The sequence below is a fragment of the Antarcticibacterium arcticum genome (assembly GCF_007993795.1).
Classification (GTDB): Bacteria; Bacteroidota; Bacteroidia; order Flavobacteriales; family Flavobacteriaceae; genus Gillisia; species Gillisia arctica.
Genome location: NZ_CP042476.1, coordinates 1728947 through 1746187, shown reverse-complemented (window position 1 = coordinate 1746187; position 17241 = coordinate 1728947). Strand labels below are relative to the sequence as shown.

Annotated in this window: 15 protein-coding genes; 5 read left to right on the top strand and 10 right to left on the bottom strand. The window is 39.2% G+C overall.

What is annotated here, in order from left to right; genetic code table 11:
- Positions 1–52 precede the first annotated feature (52 nt).
- From FK178_RS07850 to FK178_RS07825, 6 genes are all read right to left on the bottom strand, one after another.
- The gene (locus tag FK178_RS07850) at positions 53–1318 is read right to left on the bottom strand and encodes a DUF819 family protein (protein ID WP_146833183.1); all 1266 of its coding nucleotides are present in this window, start codon (positions 1316–1318) and stop codon (positions 53–55) included.
- An 82-nt stretch (positions 1319–1400) separates the two neighbouring features.
- Positions 1401–2210: an HAD family hydrolase gene (locus FK178_RS07845; protein WP_146833180.1), complete on the bottom strand. Its 810-nt coding sequence runs from the start codon at positions 2208–2210 to the stop codon at positions 1401–1403.
- Entirely contained in the window at positions 2210–2392 is a 183-nt protein-coding gene (locus FK178_RS07840; protein ID WP_146833177.1) for an Arc family DNA binding domain-containing protein, read from the bottom strand. The genes FK178_RS07845 and FK178_RS07840 overlap by 1 nt, the downstream gene beginning before the upstream one ends.
- A 2-nt stretch (positions 2393–2394) precedes the next feature.
- Positions 2395–3333, bottom strand: coding sequence for an alpha/beta hydrolase (locus FK178_RS07835; RefSeq protein ID WP_146833174.1), 939 nt, complete (start codon positions 3331–3333; stop codon positions 2395–2397).
- Between the two features lie 3 nt (positions 3334–3336).
- On the bottom strand, positions 3337–3837 hold the full coding sequence (locus FK178_RS15640) for a hypothetical protein (RefSeq protein WP_146833171.1): 501 nt from the start codon (positions 3835–3837) through the stop codon (positions 3337–3339).
- 3 nt (positions 3838–3840) lie between these two features.
- Positions 3841–4704, bottom strand: coding sequence for an SPFH domain-containing protein (locus FK178_RS07825; protein WP_146833169.1), 864 nt, complete (start codon positions 4702–4704; stop codon positions 3841–3843).
- Between the two features lie 165 nt (positions 4705–4869).
- On the opposite strand from FK178_RS07825, the gene FK178_RS07820 reads away from it, so the two are divergent.
- Positions 4870–5655 carry a S1/P1 nuclease gene (locus FK178_RS07820; RefSeq protein ID WP_146833166.1) on the top strand — a complete coding sequence of 262 codons (786 nt, stop codon included), beginning with the start codon at positions 4870–4872 and terminating at the stop codon, positions 5653–5655.
- 69 nt (positions 5656–5724) lie between these two features.
- Here FK178_RS07820 and FK178_RS07815 read toward each other — a convergent pair whose 3' ends face one another.
- Positions 5725–6318, bottom strand: coding sequence for an alpha-ketoglutarate-dependent dioxygenase AlkB family protein (locus tag FK178_RS07815; RefSeq protein WP_146833163.1), 594 nt, complete (start codon positions 6316–6318; stop codon positions 5725–5727).
- A 16-nt stretch (positions 6319–6334) separates the two neighbouring features.
- Positions 6335–6694 carry a DoxX family protein gene (locus tag FK178_RS07810; RefSeq protein WP_146833160.1) on the bottom strand — a complete coding sequence of 120 codons (360 nt, stop codon included), beginning with the start codon at positions 6692–6694 and terminating at the stop codon, positions 6335–6337.
- Positions 6695–6853: 159 nt separating this feature from the next.
- On the opposite strand from FK178_RS07810, the gene FK178_RS07805 reads away from it, so the two are divergent.
- On the top strand, positions 6854–9067 hold the full coding sequence (locus FK178_RS07805; RefSeq protein ID WP_146833157.1) for a tetratricopeptide repeat-containing hybrid sensor histidine kinase/response regulator: 2214 nt from the start codon (positions 6854–6856) through the stop codon (positions 9065–9067).
- Positions 9068–9210: 143 nt separating this feature from the next.
- On the opposite strand, the gene htpG is transcribed toward FK178_RS07805, so the two are convergent.
- Entirely contained in the window at positions 9211–11097 is a 1887-nt protein-coding gene (htpG, locus tag FK178_RS07800; protein ID WP_146833154.1) for a molecular chaperone HtpG, read from the bottom strand.
- 220 nt (positions 11098–11317) lie between these two features.
- Here htpG and FK178_RS07795 point away from each other — a divergent pair, with 220 nt between their 5' ends.
- Positions 11318–11998, top strand: a complete 681-nt coding sequence (locus tag FK178_RS07795) for a TetR family transcriptional regulator C-terminal domain-containing protein (RefSeq protein ID WP_146833151.1) — start codon at positions 11318–11320, stop codon at positions 11996–11998.
- 73 nt (positions 11999–12071) lie between these two features.
- Positions 12072–13379 carry an ABC1 kinase family protein gene (locus FK178_RS07790; protein WP_146833146.1) on the top strand — a complete coding sequence of 436 codons (1308 nt, stop codon included), beginning with the start codon at positions 12072–12074 and terminating at the stop codon, positions 13377–13379.
- Positions 13380–13573: 194 nt separating this feature from the next.
- On the opposite strand, the gene FK178_RS07785 is transcribed toward FK178_RS07790, so the two are convergent.
- Positions 13574–16030 (bottom strand): alpha/beta hydrolase family protein, encoded by a 2457-nt coding sequence (locus tag FK178_RS07785; protein ID WP_146833143.1) that lies wholly within the window; start codon positions 16028–16030, stop codon positions 13574–13576.
- Positions 16031–16163: 133 nt separating this feature from the next.
- Between FK178_RS07785 and FK178_RS07780 the strand changes: the two genes are divergently transcribed.
- Entirely contained in the window at positions 16164–17174 is a 1011-nt protein-coding gene (locus FK178_RS07780) for a 3-oxoacyl-ACP synthase III family protein (RefSeq protein WP_146833139.1), read from the top strand.
- The last annotated feature ends 67 nt before the right edge of the window (positions 17175–17241 follow it).

The following is a 17241-nucleotide window of genomic DNA, read 5'->3' as shown; positions in this document are numbered from 1 at the left end:
AATTTAAACTGAATTTTTGGTGCGCAAATATCTTATAATTTTTGAATTTTTACTAACCGGCTTCGGCCAATTGCATTAAAATTGTTGACAATATCGCACCATAAGTTCCCACTACATAACCAAATACCGCAAGCAGTACTCCCACCGTTGCAAGGGAAGGATGAAAGGCTGCGGCAACTACGGGTGCACTGGCTGCGCCACCAACGTTTGCCTGACTTCCAACTGCAAGGAAAAAATAGGGAGCCTTTATTAGTTTGGCAACAAGTATGAGCAGGGCGGCATGTATTGTCATCCAAACCAATCCAATGGCGATAAGTCCGGGGTTGTCAAAAACCATGGTTAGGTCCATTTTCATACCAATTGTTGCTACTAAAATGTAAATGAAAATACTTCCTATTTTACTGGCACCGGCACCTTCATATGTTTTAAATTTTGTAAAAGACAGCACTATACCAATTGCAGTGGCAATAGAGATCATCCAGAAAAAGGACGATGCGAAAGACGCCAGGGAACTTTTATTATCACTAAAAACCTCAAAGTTGCTTACCAGCCAGGCAGATATACTATCGGCACCCCAGTGTGCAACTCCTACTGCCCCAAAGGCAATGGCAAGCATGATCATAAAATCGGCCAGAGATGGAATGCGCGTAACACTGGCGGCATAGGACGCCACTCTTTCTTTGAGCGTAGTGATTGCAGTATCATCTGCTCCCAACCACTTGTCAATTTTCTCATTTCTTCCTATTCCCAGAAGAATGATCGCCATCCAGATATTAGCAACTACAATATCAACCAATACCATCCCCCCGTAAAGGTCTGGATTGTATTCATAGATCTCCAACATTGCTGCCTGGTTGGCACCACCACCTATCCAGCTCCCTGCAAGGGTAGACAGTCCACGCCATACAGCATCAGGGCCTACACCACCCACGGTTTCAGGTGACACCATGGAGATCAATAAAATAGCAATTGGCCCTCCTATAATGATCCCAATTGTTCCGGTAAAGAACATTATAAGTGCTTTTGGACCTAGATTAAAGATTGCTTTAAGGTCTATGCTTAAAGTCATTAATACCAGGGAAGCGGGAAGTAAATACCTGCTTGCTATAAAATAAAGCTGTGACGTATCATCATCAATGATCCCCAGGGAATTGAATATCGCAGGGATAAGGTAACACATTAAAAGAGCGGGGACAACCTTGTAGAACTTCTGCCAGAAACCCTCTTTTTGAGAGGAGGTGTAGAATACGAAACCAAGGGCAATCATTAAGATGCCCAGTACAATAGCATCATTGGTAAATAAAGCGGTATTTTCCATGAATAGGTTTTTCTTTGGGCGGCAAAATACAATTTTTCTTAAACTTTTCTTAAGAACTAAAACCTATTCTAAACCAAAATAATCATTCATGGAATATCTTAGTGAGGATCTTTGCCACTCCATCCTCTATACTGTGCTCACAAACTACATTCGCAACATTTCTGGCCTCTTCCCGGGCATTTCCCACAGCAACTCCATAGCCAATTTTCTTCAACATATCCACATCATTATAATTATCTCCAAAAGCAATGGCCTGGGCCGGGGATAATTTAAAATGTTCCTTCAGCAGGAATTCAACAGCGGTATATTTGGAAATACTTTTAGGTGCTATTTCCAGGTAGGTATCTTTGGAGCGGTAGAGGTGGAGTTCGCCTGGATAATTATTTTCTAGAAAGGAAATTATCTTTTCAATATTGGATATATCTCCCATCGCCATGATCTTATGAGCTCCTTTTTCGCTGGTTTTCCAATCTTCAATTACCTTAACATTCGGTTTTATTACGGGAGTAACTTTTGTGTTATTCTGTTCTCTCATTGCCCAGTAATCCATTTCCGGAACATACCATTCATCATTATTATACAGGCTCAAATGGGTGTTTAAAGAGTTGTTCCATTTCGCCAGCCCTTCAACGATCTCAAGCGGGATCTCGGTAGAGCTCTTTACTTTGTTATTTACCAGCACAAGACCGCCATTGTAACTAATAATGGGAAGTTCCTCAATCTCCAGTTCTGCCTGTAAATGGCGCATAGCTGCCGGCATTCTGGCCGATATGAGAATAAACGGGATCCGGTTCTTTAATTTTTTAATGGCATCTATAGTGCCGGGAGATAAAGCTCTGTCCCGGTTCAATAAAGTGCCATCGATATCTGAAAATACGATCTTATATTCCATTATTCCTGCCCGTTTTTATCATTTTTTAAAGTGCGGGGATGTCTTTTAGCTTCTTTCAAAGCTTTGGAAAGCATGTATTCTATCTGCCCATTGGTGCTTCTAAACTCATCTGAAGCCCATTTTTCAATAGCTTTAAGCTGTTGTTCATCGAGACGTAAGGCAAATGCTTTCTTTTTACTCATTTTTACTCAATTGAGTTGATAAAATCAACCAGGCTGGGAATTAATTCGGGGTGGAGTGGCCTTCCCGGTTCATTATACGCTTTTGTGTTTTCAAGACTCTCTCCTTCTATTTTTCTGAAGATATGGTTCATTTTTTCGGGGATTACCAGTTGAGAGCCCGCAGCGGCATTTTGAAGCAACCTTGCATCTGTTACATCCACCTGCAGGTCAAAACTCCCGTTTACAATTAAAACCGGAATATCGAGTTTTGCCAGTTCGGCAGCCGGATCAAATTTCATCCAGGACTTAATATAAGGTTGTACACTGGGCCTGAAGATCGATTCCAGGTAAGGACTGTAGTTGGAGGTTCTCCCTTTTTCCTTTATTTCCTCAAAGGCGCTCCTGGCATTTTCAGAAAGCTCTGCCGACTGCTTTGCGAGTTGCTCTACAATTATCTCATCTATACTTCTTCCTGCACCCGCCAAAGAAATAAAGGCATCTGCCCCGCCGGACTGAGCGGCGAGCATTCCAATTAAGGAACCCTCACTGTGGCCGGCCAGAATTAAATTTTTGTACTTATTTTCTTTTGAAAAATGTTCAATAATGGAATTTAAATCGGTAACAAAATCTTCAAAACTAAGGTCGGCTTCCTTAATGCGAAGTTTGTCCATTTTAAAGATACGCTTGTCATACCTGAAGCTCGCGATTCCCTTATTTGCCAATTCATGTGCGATTTTCTTTATGCCGTCATTTTTCATCATAGGCTGGTTCCCGTCCCTGTTTGTTGGGCCAGATCCCTGGATGAAAATAACCAGGCTTGGGTTTTCTATATTTTCAGGAAGCGTTAGTGTACCATCGGTAAATTTATCTATGCTCAGGTTTTCTTCCAGATATTCCCTTTGCTGAGCAAATGAGATGGAAAGAACAAAAAACATTAATATTAGGGAAAAGGTCTTTTTCATTATTTAAATATTGGAATTGTTGTTGTTTATTTTGTGCTGGTAATTTAACAGGACCATCCGGGCTTCTTCAGGTTTAACGGTACCTATTAAAAAACTTCTCCCGTCACGGGTTACAATTTGAATGCCAAAATAACCCGAAACATTATATGCCTTCTTCTTTCCTATTCCCCTAATTCCCCAACCGCCATATTCGGTTAGCGGATTGTATTTTCTAACATAACATTCCTTAATTTGTTTCCATTGAAAGAATTTTTCAGAAAATCCAAACGGAAAGAACTTTACTCTTATGCCTTCGTGGTCAATTCTTGTAATAAGTTGCATCCATAGGATTAATCCCATTGGAATTGCAACTGCAAGAAGAGAGAGAACCAGGACAGGACTATGAAAATTGGTGAATCCATCGGAATTTTTATAGATGGCGATCCCCAGAACAGCGAAGACAAACATATAAATGGCAAAAAGCCACCACTGGTTAAACCGCTGTTCTTCTTCAAAGATTCTCATGCATTAATGGTTTAAAGTACCTGCATTAACAATAGGAGCAACATCTTTATCACTGCATAACACCACCATTAAATTACTAACCATTGCTGCCCTTCGCTCGTCATCAAGGTTAACTATTTCCTTCGAGCTTAATTCATGAAGTGCCATTTCTACCATACTCACTGCCCCCTCAACTATTTTATGCCTTGCAGCAACTATTGCAGTAGCCTGCTGGCGCTTCAACATGGCACTTGCTATCTCATTGGCATAAGCCAGGTAACCAATTCTGGCTTCCAGTACTTCAATACCCGCAATATTAAGTCGTTCAGTAACTTCCATTTCGAGGGCTTCACTTACTTCATTCACACTGGAACGAAGCGTGATATCTTCATCCAGGCCTTCATCGGCAAAATTATCGTAAGGATATAAACTGGCAAGTTTCCTCACGGCAGCATCTGTTTGTACAACAACAAAATTCTCATAATTATTCACGTCAAATGAGGCTTTGTAAGTGTCCTGTACCCTCCATACAAGTATAGTGGAGATCATAATAGGATTTCCCATCTTGTCATTTACCTTGAGGCGTTCACTGTCAAAATTGCGCGCTCTAAGAGAGATCTTCTTTTTAGTGTAAAGGGGGTTCACCCAAAAAAGTCCGTTCTTTTTTACTGTCCCCTGATACTCCCCAAAAAGGAGGAGCACACGAGATTCGTTAGGATTTACCAAAATTAAACCTCCTGCAAGAAACACTGCAAATATAATAAGGAGGATCATCCAGGGAGACTTGAGCATTATAAAAGCCGCTATACTTCCCACAAATAAGATAAAAATAAAAAAGAGCATAAGATAACCGTTTGACGGGCTTGTAATTTTTTCCTGGGTATCCATAATGAAAGTTAGTTTTGGTTGATATTAAAATGATATCACTAATATATGAAATTAAATCAAAGTTTGTAACAAAATTTTTAATAACCTGAATATTTTGGTTCCTTATATTTGTGCGAAAGATATATCTTCGCTTTTTCAGGTAAAAGATCTCTAAAAAATTTTAAAATGATTAAAAATATACTGTTTTCATTTGTGTTCCTTTTCAGCCTTATTTCCGGCCAGGCCGCCGATGCCGAGTGGGGACAAACCGGCCACCGGGCTACCGGTGAAATTGCACAAAATCATCTAAGTAAAAAAGCTAAAAAAGCCATCGGGAAATTGCTAAACGGACAAAGTCTTGCAATTGTATCTACATACGGTGATGATATTAAGAGCGATCCCGCATACCGTAAATATGGCACCTGGCATTATGTTAATATGGAGCCGGGAGAGACCACGTACAATCCTGCAACCGCAAATCCGGAGGGGGATATTTTAATGGCTTTAAAAAAATGTAAAGCCGTATTACAGGATCCCAAAGCATCCCGTGAGGAAAAAGAATTTTATCTTAAAATGCTGGTTCATTTTATGGGAGATCTTCATCAGCCATTTCATGTGGGAAGGGGAGAAGATAAAGGAGGAAATGACCTGCAGGTACGCTGGTTTAATGAAGGCACAAATATGCACAGGCTTTGGGACAGTGATATGATCAACTCCTATCAAATGAGTTATACAGAGCTTGCCGCTAACACCAGGAAATTGTCAAATCTTCAAAAGCAACAAATTGCCGCCGGTACTTTCGAAGATTGGATGTATGAATCAAAAGAGCTGGCTACGCGGGCATATGCTTCTGCAGAAGTTGGGGAAAAATTGGGATACCGGTATATGTATGACTGGTTCCCGGTGGTACAGGACCAATTGCAAAAAGGCGGGATTAGGCTTGCGAAGGTTTTAAACGAAATTTATAAATAATCTTTTCCATTTGTGGAAATAACAAAGCCGGATGCATAATGTTTCCGGCTTTTTTGTGCCCTGATCCCTTTATTTAACCGAAGAAATTATTTTCCTAAAAGTTAAGTTGATACGGGGTTCCGTCACCAGTTTGGTTTTAGGCAATTCATGTTTCCAGAAGTGTTGGGTGGCACCCATCATTAATAGCAAACTACCGTGTTCCAGAGCAATTTCATGTTTTTGATCTTTATCATGCCTGTGTTTTAATATAAATTTTCGGGTAGCCCCCAGGCTAACAGATGCAATAACGGGATCTTTGCCTAGTTCCTTTTCATTATCTGAATGTAGTCCCATGCTGTCTTTGCCATTTCGGTAAAGATTTGCCAGGCAATGTGTAAAATGAGTAGGAGTGTACTTTTTTAATTCCTTTTTAAGTTCCAAAAGTTCGCAGGTAAATTTCTTCGGAAGTAAGGTTAGGCCCGAATAGGTGTAAGGTGTTTCAGTTTCTGCATATAAAGCTGTAAGGCGGGGCTGGGGTATTGTTTTCCCGAAGATTTTAATACTGTGTTGTTGCCAGTTTAAATTTTCCAGCAAAGTATCAAGATAAGCATCTGCGTTTTCCTTTTCCAGGAAATTTGGAAAATAGATTATATCACTGTCCGGTAAATTAAGCCGGGTACCCATAATTGGTGCGATAAAATTAGAATTGTAAATAAAAATAAGCCCACCACATTAAAAAGAACTGTAGCGGTATTCTAAGGATCAAGGCCCATGCCGGGATACCTGCCCCGGCTTTCTTAGAGCTTAGCATATAAATATGTACAAGCAGAAAAACCCCGAGCATACCAATGATCCCGAATATTGAAGCATTTTTGGTTTCGGGAAATAAAAGGCCAATTCCTAATAGTATCTCTGCACCTCCACTTAGATAAACTAATAATTTATGAGCCGGTAAGTACCTTGGCATAATGCGCATATACATCCTGGGCTTTATAAAATGTATAGTACCTGCAAGGATGTACATAACAGCCATTACATAAAGATGCCACGGGAATTCCATAAATATTTATTTATTTTTTAAAGGTAGGTCAAATCTGGTAAAATCAAAATCACATGATAATTTTTGATTTTTTTTAGATGACTTTAAGAAAATTATTGTGTAATTAACTTAAATAGAGTAAATTGCACGGCCTGCTTTTGTTCCCAAATCAACATTTTATTGAAAAAAAATTACTTTCTTTTCCTTTTTTTTCTATTAACTACTGCGCTTTTCCATGCGCAACAGGTTAATAATGCCGACACTTATCTGGATTCCCTCTACACTTCTTCCAGCTCCCATCATAAAAATTACAAATATAAAGAAGCCATAGAATCTGCTTTATTGCTTATCGAGGAGTCGGGGAAGGCCAAAAATGATTATTACAGGTATCAGGGGCATAAAATTCTTGGAGGCAGTTACAATGACCTCAATGATACCTTACGTGCCAAAAGGAATTATGAGGATGCCTTGGCCTCAGCCCAACGTACAGAGATAGATACCCTTATTTTAGGAGCCTATAATAACCTGGGTAATATATATTCTGAAGACACTAATACTACCCAAATTGGAATTGATTATTATAATCTTGTGATCAATCTTGCTACCAGGTTAGGGAAAACAGAGAATATTTTTACGCCTGTAGTGAATATTGCCTGGACCTATCTGGATAACCGGCAATATAAAAAGGCATGGCCTTATCTGGAAAGGGCCTGGGAACTGTTTGGAGACAGAAATGACAATTTAAGCAGGTCTCAACTAGCCACTCTTACAGGAAGATATTATGTAGGAATTAATGAACCTGCTAAAGCGAAGCCTTATTTTGAAGAAGCAATACAACTGGTAGAAGAAGATTCTTTGATCCTGCAGGCATCTGTGGTTTATGACGAATATTCCAAACTTTTATATTCTGAAGGAAATTTTGAAGAAGCTTTTCTTGCCCTGGAAAAATTTCAGGATTATAATTCGCAGATCTTTGAACAGGAAAGGATAAGGCAAATAGAGGCTACCAATATAAAGTTTGATGTAAGTGAATATCAAAAGAACCTTGAAATAGCACGTAATGAACAGCTCTTTAAAGATGAGGTGATCGAAAAATCAAGGGAAAAGATGCTTATAATGGTAATTTCTTCCATAGTACTGTTTATCATTCTTTTGGCTTTGGTGAGGATCATGATATCACGAAGAAAACTTATAAAAGAATTAAGCAATAAAAATGAACAACTTATACAGGCAAAAGAAGAGGCAGAAAGACTTTCCCTGTTAAAAACTAAATTCTTCTCCACTATAAGCCATGAATTGCGTACTCCTTTATATGGTGTAATTGGATTAACTTCTATTCTGCTGGAGGATAAATCCTTAAAGAATCACGAAACCGATCTTAAATCCCTCAAATTTTCTGCCGATTATTTACTTGCCCTCATCAATGATGTGTTGCAAATGAATAAAATGGAGTCCAATCTCGTGAAACTGGAAAACCTTCCGCTTAACCTGAAAGAACTACTTAAAAGTATTGTGAAATCTTTTGAGTTCACAAGGCTTCAGAATAAAAATAACATTCACCTGAATATTGATCCGGCAATTCCTTTTAATCTTATAGGCGATCCTGTGAGATTATCACAGGTCCTTATGAATCTTGTAGGCAATGCGATGAAATTTACCGAACGGGGTAATATCTGGATCAATGCTGAGATGCGAAATGCAGATAAAGAGTATGCCTCGATATTATTTAAAATTAAGGATGATGGTTTAGGTATTCCGCAGAATAAACAGCAAATTATTTTTGAAGAATTCTCACAGCTAAAATCTGCCAATTATAATTATCAGGGAACAGGTCTTGGGCTGCCCATTGTTAAGAAATTACTCCTGCTTTTTGGTTCTGAAATCCAACTTGAAAGTGAAGAGGGAGTGGGCTCGGAGTTTAGTTTTGAAATAGAATTTAAAAAAGATCTCAATGTTCAGGAAGAATTGGTGCAGGATATCATGAATATTGAAACAAGTTTTACCATAGCCGAAGGGCTGGAAAAAAACATTCTTATTGTAGATGATAACAGGATCAACCAGGTTGTCACTAAAAGGATACTGGAGCAAAAGGGCTTTAAGTGTGATATTTGCGACAATGGAACCATAGCTATTGAAAAGGTAAAAAGTATTCCTTTTGACCTTGTTCTTATGGATGTTAATATGCCCGGTATTTCGGGTCTTGAGGCTACAAGATTGATAAGGGAATTCAACAGTTCTATACCTATAGTGGCATTAACCGCTGTTGAAATAGAAGAAATAAGGGATGAAATAATTCAGGCAGGGATGAATGATATTATAGTAAAACCTTACGATACCTCTGTGTTCTATCAGGTTATATACCGTAATATTCCTGCAGATTTAGTGAGCACCTAAGTTGCCCGCCGCACAATATTTTTCCCGGAGGTAACTGTAATATCTTAGTTTTTATACCCGGGGATCCAATCTTAAACATAACGATAAAAAAAAAGGCCACTTTCCAAAAAAAAGGAAGTGGCCTTATAAATTTATTTAAATTTTTATTTCACCATTTCAAAACTTCTCTTGATAAAGGCCGTTAACTCTTCTCCTTTTAAAAGGTTTTGAGAAAGACGCGCAAGGTCTAGGGATTGTTTTATCAAACGCTCCTGTTTTTTCTCAGTTTTGGTATTCAGTATATCTGATATAAGCGGGTGATTGGTATTTACTACCAGGTTGTACATCTCTGGCATATTGCCCATTCCAAACATTCCGCCGCCACCGGTTTGCTGCATTTCCTTCATACGGCGCATAAACTCCGGTTGGGTAATAATTAGTGGTGCAGCATTGCTGTCCATCGCCTCAAGTTGAACGCTGTATTTTTCCTTTGGAATTACCTTTTCAAAATCGGCCTTAAGCTTTTCCTTTTCTTCATCAGATAATTTGGAAATAGTATCTTCCTCTTTTCTAATAAGGTTGTTCACGTGATCGCTATCAACACGTACAAAGGAGATCTTTTCTTTGGTAGATTCCAGCTTTTGCAGTAGGTGAGATACAATAGGAGAATCCATTAGCAACACTTCGTAACCTTTCTCTTTTGCCGCTTCAATATAACTGTGTTGTGCATCTTCATTGGAGGCATAAAGCACTACCATAGTCCCGTCCTTATCGGTCTGGTTTTCTTTGATCTTTTCTTCCAGTTCCTTGAAAGTATAATACTTTTTATCTACTGTTGGGTAAAGAGCAAAAGCATCTGCTTTTTCAAAGAATTTTTCTTCGGAAAGCATTCCGTATTCAATCACTATTTTAATATCGTTCCACTTCTTTTCAAAGTCTTCACGATTGTTATTGAATAAAGCTTTCAGTTTATCTGCAACCTTACGGGTAATATAGCTGGAAATCTTTTTCACTGCTCCATCTGCCTGAAGGTAGGACCTTGAAACGTTCAATGGAATATCCGGGGAATCAATAACCCCACGCAGCATAGTAAGAAATTCAGGTACAATTCCCTCCACATTATCTGTTACATATACCTGGTTTTGATATAATTGAATTTTATCCTTCTGGATGTTCATATCCTGGCCCATTTTAGGGAAATAAAGGATCCCGGTAAGGTTAAAAGGATAATCTACATTAAGGTGTATGTGAAATAAAGGATCTTCGAACTGCATAGGATACAGTTCCCTGTAAAAATCATTATAATCTTCGTCCTTTAGCTCCGTTGGTTGTTTTGTCCAGGCAGGAGTTGGATTATTGATAATATTATCTACAGTCTTCGTTTCCGGTTTTGCATCCTTAGGAGCATCTTCGGGAAGCGGCAGAGATTCTTCAGTGGTTCCAAATTTAATTGGGATAGGCATGAACTTGTTGTATTTTACAAGGAGTTCACGAATTCTGCTTTCCTTCAGGAATTCTTTATCATCTTCATTTATATGTAGAATCACTTCTGTACCACGGTCGGTTTTTTCCCCTTCTTCCAGGGTAAACTGGGTGGTTCCTTCACAAACCCAATGGGCTGCTGGTTCATCTTTGTAAGACTTGGTAATGATCTCAACTTTGTTTGCCACCATAAAGGCAGAATAGAAACCAAGACCAAAATGCCCTATAATCCCGCTGTCCTTAGCAGAATCCTTATATTTTTCAAGGAACTCCTCAGCCCCGGAGAAAGCTACCTCGTTGATGTATTTTTCAACCTCTTCTTTGGTCATACCAATACCCTGGTCAATCACGTGCAGGGTACCCTTTTCCTTATTGATTTTTACTTCAATTTTAGGGTCTCCATATTCCACACTGGTTTCACCAATAGTGGTGATATGTTTCATTTTTAAGGTTGCATCTGTTGCGTTGGAGACCAATTCCCGCAAAAAGATTTCATGGTCGCTGTATAAGAACTTCTTTATAAGAGGAAAAATGTTCTCTACAGATACATTAATGTTTCCGGTTGCCATATCTAAATTTTATTTAATTGAATGTTTTGTGCTCTTCTATAGTCAAAAAAAATACCAATGACGAACCGCTGACAAACTGACACATGTAATTGCAGATGGCTATTTGCGTCTAATGCTAAGTCACTATAAATAATCCCCTGAAAGATTTAACAAAATATTTTGTTTAAACATTGTTTTAAAAGATTAAACATTTTGTATCTTTGAAAAAGAATAAGAAGTTATGGCAACTCCAAAGAAAATTACACCTATAAAACCTGTTACAGAGCAACTAAATAAAGACCAGATAATTGCTCTTTATATGGATTATGTCCTGGAGCATGAGAAATTGCCCAAGACTGTGTACAGGTTTAGTAAAGACAATAATATTACAGAAGAGCGCTTTTATAAATTCTTCGGAAGTTTTGAAGGTTTACAAAAAGGTATATGGGAGCAGTTTTATGAAAATACAATTGCTTTAATGGAGAAGAGCCCCGATTATGTGGCTTTCACCAACCGGGAGAAACTGCTTACATTTTATTTTACCTTTTTTGAGATGCTCACCGCAAACAGAAGCTATGTGTTGTTCATTCTTTCAGAAACCGGTGGATTGATGAAGAATATGGACCAGTTAAAAGGTCTTCGAAGAAAAATCAAAGGATATGCAACCGGTTTAATAAAAGCCGGAAATGAAGAGAAGGCTTCAAAAATATTACAACAAAGTGAAATGGTTTTTTCTGAAGCAGCCTGGGTCCAATTCCTTTTTATATTAAAATTCTGGAAAGATGATAACTCTGCCGGATTTGAAAGTACAGATGTGGCAATTGAGAAATCTGTAAACACGGTATTTGACATTTTTGACAATACACCCCTGGAAAGAGTAGTAGACCTCGGCAAATTTTTGTGGAAGGAAAAAATGGGATAACATCCCCCTGTTATATTCCTCATCGGTTTAATGGCCCTACACATTAAACCCGGTGGGGTTTTAGAAAAGATATATGAAAACTATCGATAAAATACCCACAGGAAAACTTGGAAGGACCAGTAAAATGGTTCAAACCGGGGTAAAAGTTGGTGGAAATTATTTAAAATATTATAGTAAAAAGGCTTTTGACAAGGACTTTAGCCGGGACCAGTTGGATGAAAGTAACGCTACAGATATTTACGATGGTTTAAAAAGCCTTAAGGGAAGCGCATTAAAAGTTGCACAAATGCTTTCAATGGAAAAAAGCCTGCTCCCTAATGCGTATGTAGAAAAATTTTCGCTGGCACAGTTTAGTGTGCCGCCACTTTCAGCACCATTGGTGAGAAAGACCTTTAAAAAATACAACGGGCAATATCCCGAGGAACTGTTTGATACGTTTGCAACCCAATCGGTAAATGCGGCCAGCATCGGTCAGGTGCACCGCGCAACAAAAGATGGGAAAAAACTTGCTGTGAAAATCCAATATCCGGGGGTTGCAGACAGTATCAGTTCAGATCTTGCTATGGTAAAACCAATAGCTACGAGAATGTTCAATTTGCAGGGCAAAGATTCTGAAAAGTATTTCAGGGAAGTGGAGGATAAATTGCTGGAGGAAACAGATTATATACTGGAAGTCAACCAAAGCATACAAATTTCTGAAGCCTGTTCAAAAATACCCAATCTCAGGTTTCCTGAGTATTACCGGAAGTTTTCCAGCGAGCGCATAATTACTATGGATTGGATGGAAGGTGTGCATTTAAGCGAATTCGCGAAAAATAATAATGACCAGGAAAAGGCTAACAAAATAGGCCAGGCATTATGGGATTTTTATATGTACCAAATGCATCACTTACGTGCGGTACATGCAGATCCACATCCCGGGAATTTTTTGATTGATGCGCAGGATAACTTAGTAGCCATTGACTTTGGTTGTATTAAAGAAGTTCCGGAAGATTTCTATGTGCCTTATTTTGAACTTGCAGATAAAGAAAATATTGAAAAACCAGCGTTCTTCAGGGAGAAATTATATCAACTGGAAATTCTTCGAAAAGATGATTCCCCCAAGGAAATAAAGTTCTTTTCTGAATTGTTTTATGAAATGCTGGGATTGTTTACCAGTCCCTTCCATTCTGAAACATTTGACTTTGCAGATGAGTCCTTCTGGTCAAGGATAACCGCTCTCAGTGAAAAGTATAGTAAGGATACAGAGCTTCGTAAGATGAATGGAAACCGGGGAAGTAAACATTTTCTTTACATAAACCGAACATTTTTTGGATTGTACAATTTATTGCACGATCTAAAGGCTGAGGTGAAAATTAACAATTATAAGACATATATATAAGTTTCTGTTTTTATTGGTTAGGTTAGGTTGTTAGATTAGGTTAGGTTGTTAGGAGAGCGTGGCTATTGCGAGTCACGCTTTTCTATTTTATATCACAAATAAAAGGCCTGCCCCAAAAGTAAATCGACATCAGCTTAAAAGCCGGGTACAAATTAACTTTTGGGGCAGTCCCAAATTATTAAGGTGGTAAATACCTAGTTTCTCAATACCTCTTCGGTATTTTCAATAGAGGTCTTTTCCTTGTTCTTTACATATTTTTCCAGCCACTGGTCCTGTTCCCATAACACGTGAAGTACAGATTCCTTGGCACTGTAGCCGTGACTTTCCTTAGGAAGCATTACCAGGCGGGCTGTTGCACCAAATCCCTTTAAAGCATTAAAATAACGCTCGCTTTGCATGGGATAGGTACCCGAATTATTGTCGGCCTCCCCGTGAATAAGCAATAGGGGAGTCTTCATTTTATCGGCATGCATAAATGGGGACATTCCGTTATAAACCTCGGGTGCTTCCCAGTAGTTTCTTTCTTCGCTTTGAAAACCAAAAGGGGTAAGAGTCCTGTTGTAAGCTCCGCTTCTTGCAATTCCGGCTGCATACAGGTTTGAATGAGAAAGCAGGTTGGCCGTCATAAAAGCGCCGTAACTGTGCCCGCCTACCGCTACCCGGTCACGGTCTACATATCCCAGTTTATCTAATGCGTCTATCGCCGCCTTTCCATTAGCCACCAACTGGTCCCTAAAAGTATCATTTGGTTGCTCATCTTCTTCGCCAACAATGGGGAAGGAGGCATCATCCAGCACAACATACCCCCTGTTTACCCAATATATTGGGGAACCATAATAAGGATAAGTGAAATCATTGGCATTTGAAGTATTTTGACCCGCCGAAGATTTGTCCTTAAATTCCCTGGGATAAGCCCAAAGGATCATAGGCAGTTTTTTACCGGCTTTCCTGTCATAATTCGCAGGCAGGTAAAGGGTGCCATTTAATTCAAGACCATCATCCCTTTTGTAAGTGATCACCTCCTTATGAACATTTTCCAATGCTTTGAAAGGGTTTGCAAAATTGGTGATCTGCGTGAGGTCTTCTCCTTTATTGATATTTCTAATATAATAATTAGGATATTCAGCGGAAGCTTCTATCCTTACAAGCAGTTTTCCTTTCTTAATGTCCAGCACTTCCACCAGGCTTTCTTTCTTATCGTTATAATTGGACTGGTATAATCTATCGGTCTCCGTTGTTTGAAGATCTATGGCATCAAAGAATGGGAATTGGCCTTTTTCAGTATAACCAGGTCCAAGTAAATAGGCTTTATTGTTTTCCAGGGTAAGTACATTGGAGCCATATTGATTTTTATGGGTAACAAAATTTCCCGGATTACTGTATTGGTCCTGGTAATTTCTGTCAAATAATACCTTGGGAGCTTTCTTTGCATTGGAGGGATCAAATACATAGGTTCTTGTATTTCTGGTATTCCACCAGTTGTCATACGCTATCGCTGTATTGGAATTTGCCCAGATAATACCCGAGAACCGGTCACGGGTTTTCAAAATAGATCTTCCCTCTCCTTTAAAGGGAGCCTCGAGTAAAAATACTTCATCACGAAATTCTACTTCATTTTCAGGGTCCCCACCATCCAGTACCATGGCATAAACCAGGGTTGCAGGAGCATCTGCTCTCCAGGAAATATTTCTGCGGCCTTCACGTTCTGCCATAAAGCCCTGGGGTAGTTCCTCGATAAGCGGAACATCATTGATCATACTAATTTCCTTTCCGGATTTGTCATAGATATAGGTTTCCGTAGGAAATCTATTGTAAGGCACCAGGTAGGAAAAAGGTTTCTTCATATGGCTCACCATTACATAGTTCCCATCTGGAGAAAAGGAGATGCTGTTATACATTTTAGGAGCTTTCCATTGAGAGACGGTTCCTGTTAGGCTTACTTTCATTAGTCTGGAACGCGCAAGCTGCTCGAAATTATATTCATCATTAGGATTTTGCAGTAGATCCTGGTACGTCCTGTTTTGTGCTTTTGTACCTTCACTTACAGAAACTGTTGGCCCCTGCGGTACTGCAGTTTCGGTATTGATCAATTCTTTTCTGTCTTCTGGCAGCATCTTTACAAGGACAGCTGAGTTGTCTTTGAACCAGTTGATAACATCGCCCATATTGGCATTTAACCTGGCTTCAGTAAGTTTTTTTGCCTGTTTGGTGGCAATATCCAATACCCAAAGTTCCACCCCCTTGTCTGTAGTGTGCGTCATTGCGATCTTTTTTTCATCTGGGGACCAGGAAAAGTTTGATAAACGCGGATTTTGAGGTAAACCTGTGATCTTGGAAGGTTCCTTCTGCATAATAGGCTTTACCTCAACGTTGTTAAAGTAAGTAGCACGGCTGCTTATATTGGTAACGGGATTAATTCTTAACCCCCCAAGCCTTAATTCTTTTTCGCTTAGTTCGGCTATAGATTTATACTGGTCCCGGTATAGCAACACCATCATTTCTCCCTTACTATCAATTAAAGTAGAGGGAGCAAGGGGTACATCTACAAGTTCAAGAATTTCCTGGGGCGGTTTCTGGTAAGTAAGGTTTTCCTGGGCATAAACCCCGGAAATGAAGCTTACGGCCAGAAATCCTAAGATCAATTTTTTCATAGATATTTTATTTTTGATTTTGAATTGGACTGCAAATAGAGGGAGATGTTAATGTTTCTTATATTGCAGAGCAAAAAATTATTAATTGCTTAAATTTAATAAGAATTAATTTTAAATCCGTAATTTTTTAAAAATGTATCAAACAAAAATTGCCGGGCTTGGAAGCTACGTGCCTGAAAATGTAGTCACCAATGACGATCTTTCAAAAATAATGGATACCAATGATGCCTGGATCCAGGAAAGAACAGGTATAAAGGAAAGAAGACATATCAAAAAAGGTGATGGCAATTCTACCGCGGTTATGGGAGTGAAGGCAGCCAAAATCGCACTGGAAAGAGCTAAGATATCCAAAGATGATATAGATCTTATTGTCTTTGCCACACTAAGTCCGGACTACTATTTCCCGGGTTGTGGGGTGCAGGTGCAGGAAATGCTGGACATTCATACCTGTCCCGCGCTTGATGTGCGCAACCAGTGCAGCGGTTTTATTTATGCGCTCTCTGTGGCCGACCAGTATATCAAAACAGGGATGTACACCAATATTTTAGTGATAGGAAGTGAGAACCACAGTGGAGGCCTGGATTTTACAGATCGTGGCCGGTCAGTTTCCGTTATTTTTGGAGATGGCGCGGGAGCCGCGGTTTTAACCCGAAGCAATCATATAGGACAGGGAATACTTTCCACTCATTTACATTCTGAAGGTAAACACGCCAAAGAACTTTCCCTGGAAGGCCCAAGTACAATGCATTGGGTGCCGGAGATCATAGCTGAAAATCCTCAGGGTGACAATATTCCCTATTATCCTTATATGAACGGGCAGTATGTGTTCAAGCATGCAATTCAACGATTTTCGGAAGTTATTATGGAAGGCCTGGCGCAAAATGGAATGGAAGTTAAGGATATAGATATGTTGATCCCGCATCAGGCAAATCTCAGGATCTCCCAATTCATTCAGCAAAAATTAAAACTGAAAGATGACCAGGTTTATAATAACATTCAAAAATACGGTAATACCACTGCGGCTTCAATTCCAATAGCATTGACCGAAGCCTGGGAAGAAGGAAAAATTAAAGATGGTGATACAATAGTTTTGGCCGCATTTGGAAGCGGTTTTACCTGGGGGAGTGCTATTATAGAATGGTGATTTCTCCCGGATTATTTAAAATATAAAAAACCCGCACTTCTCAAGGAAGTTGCGGGTTTTCTTCTCT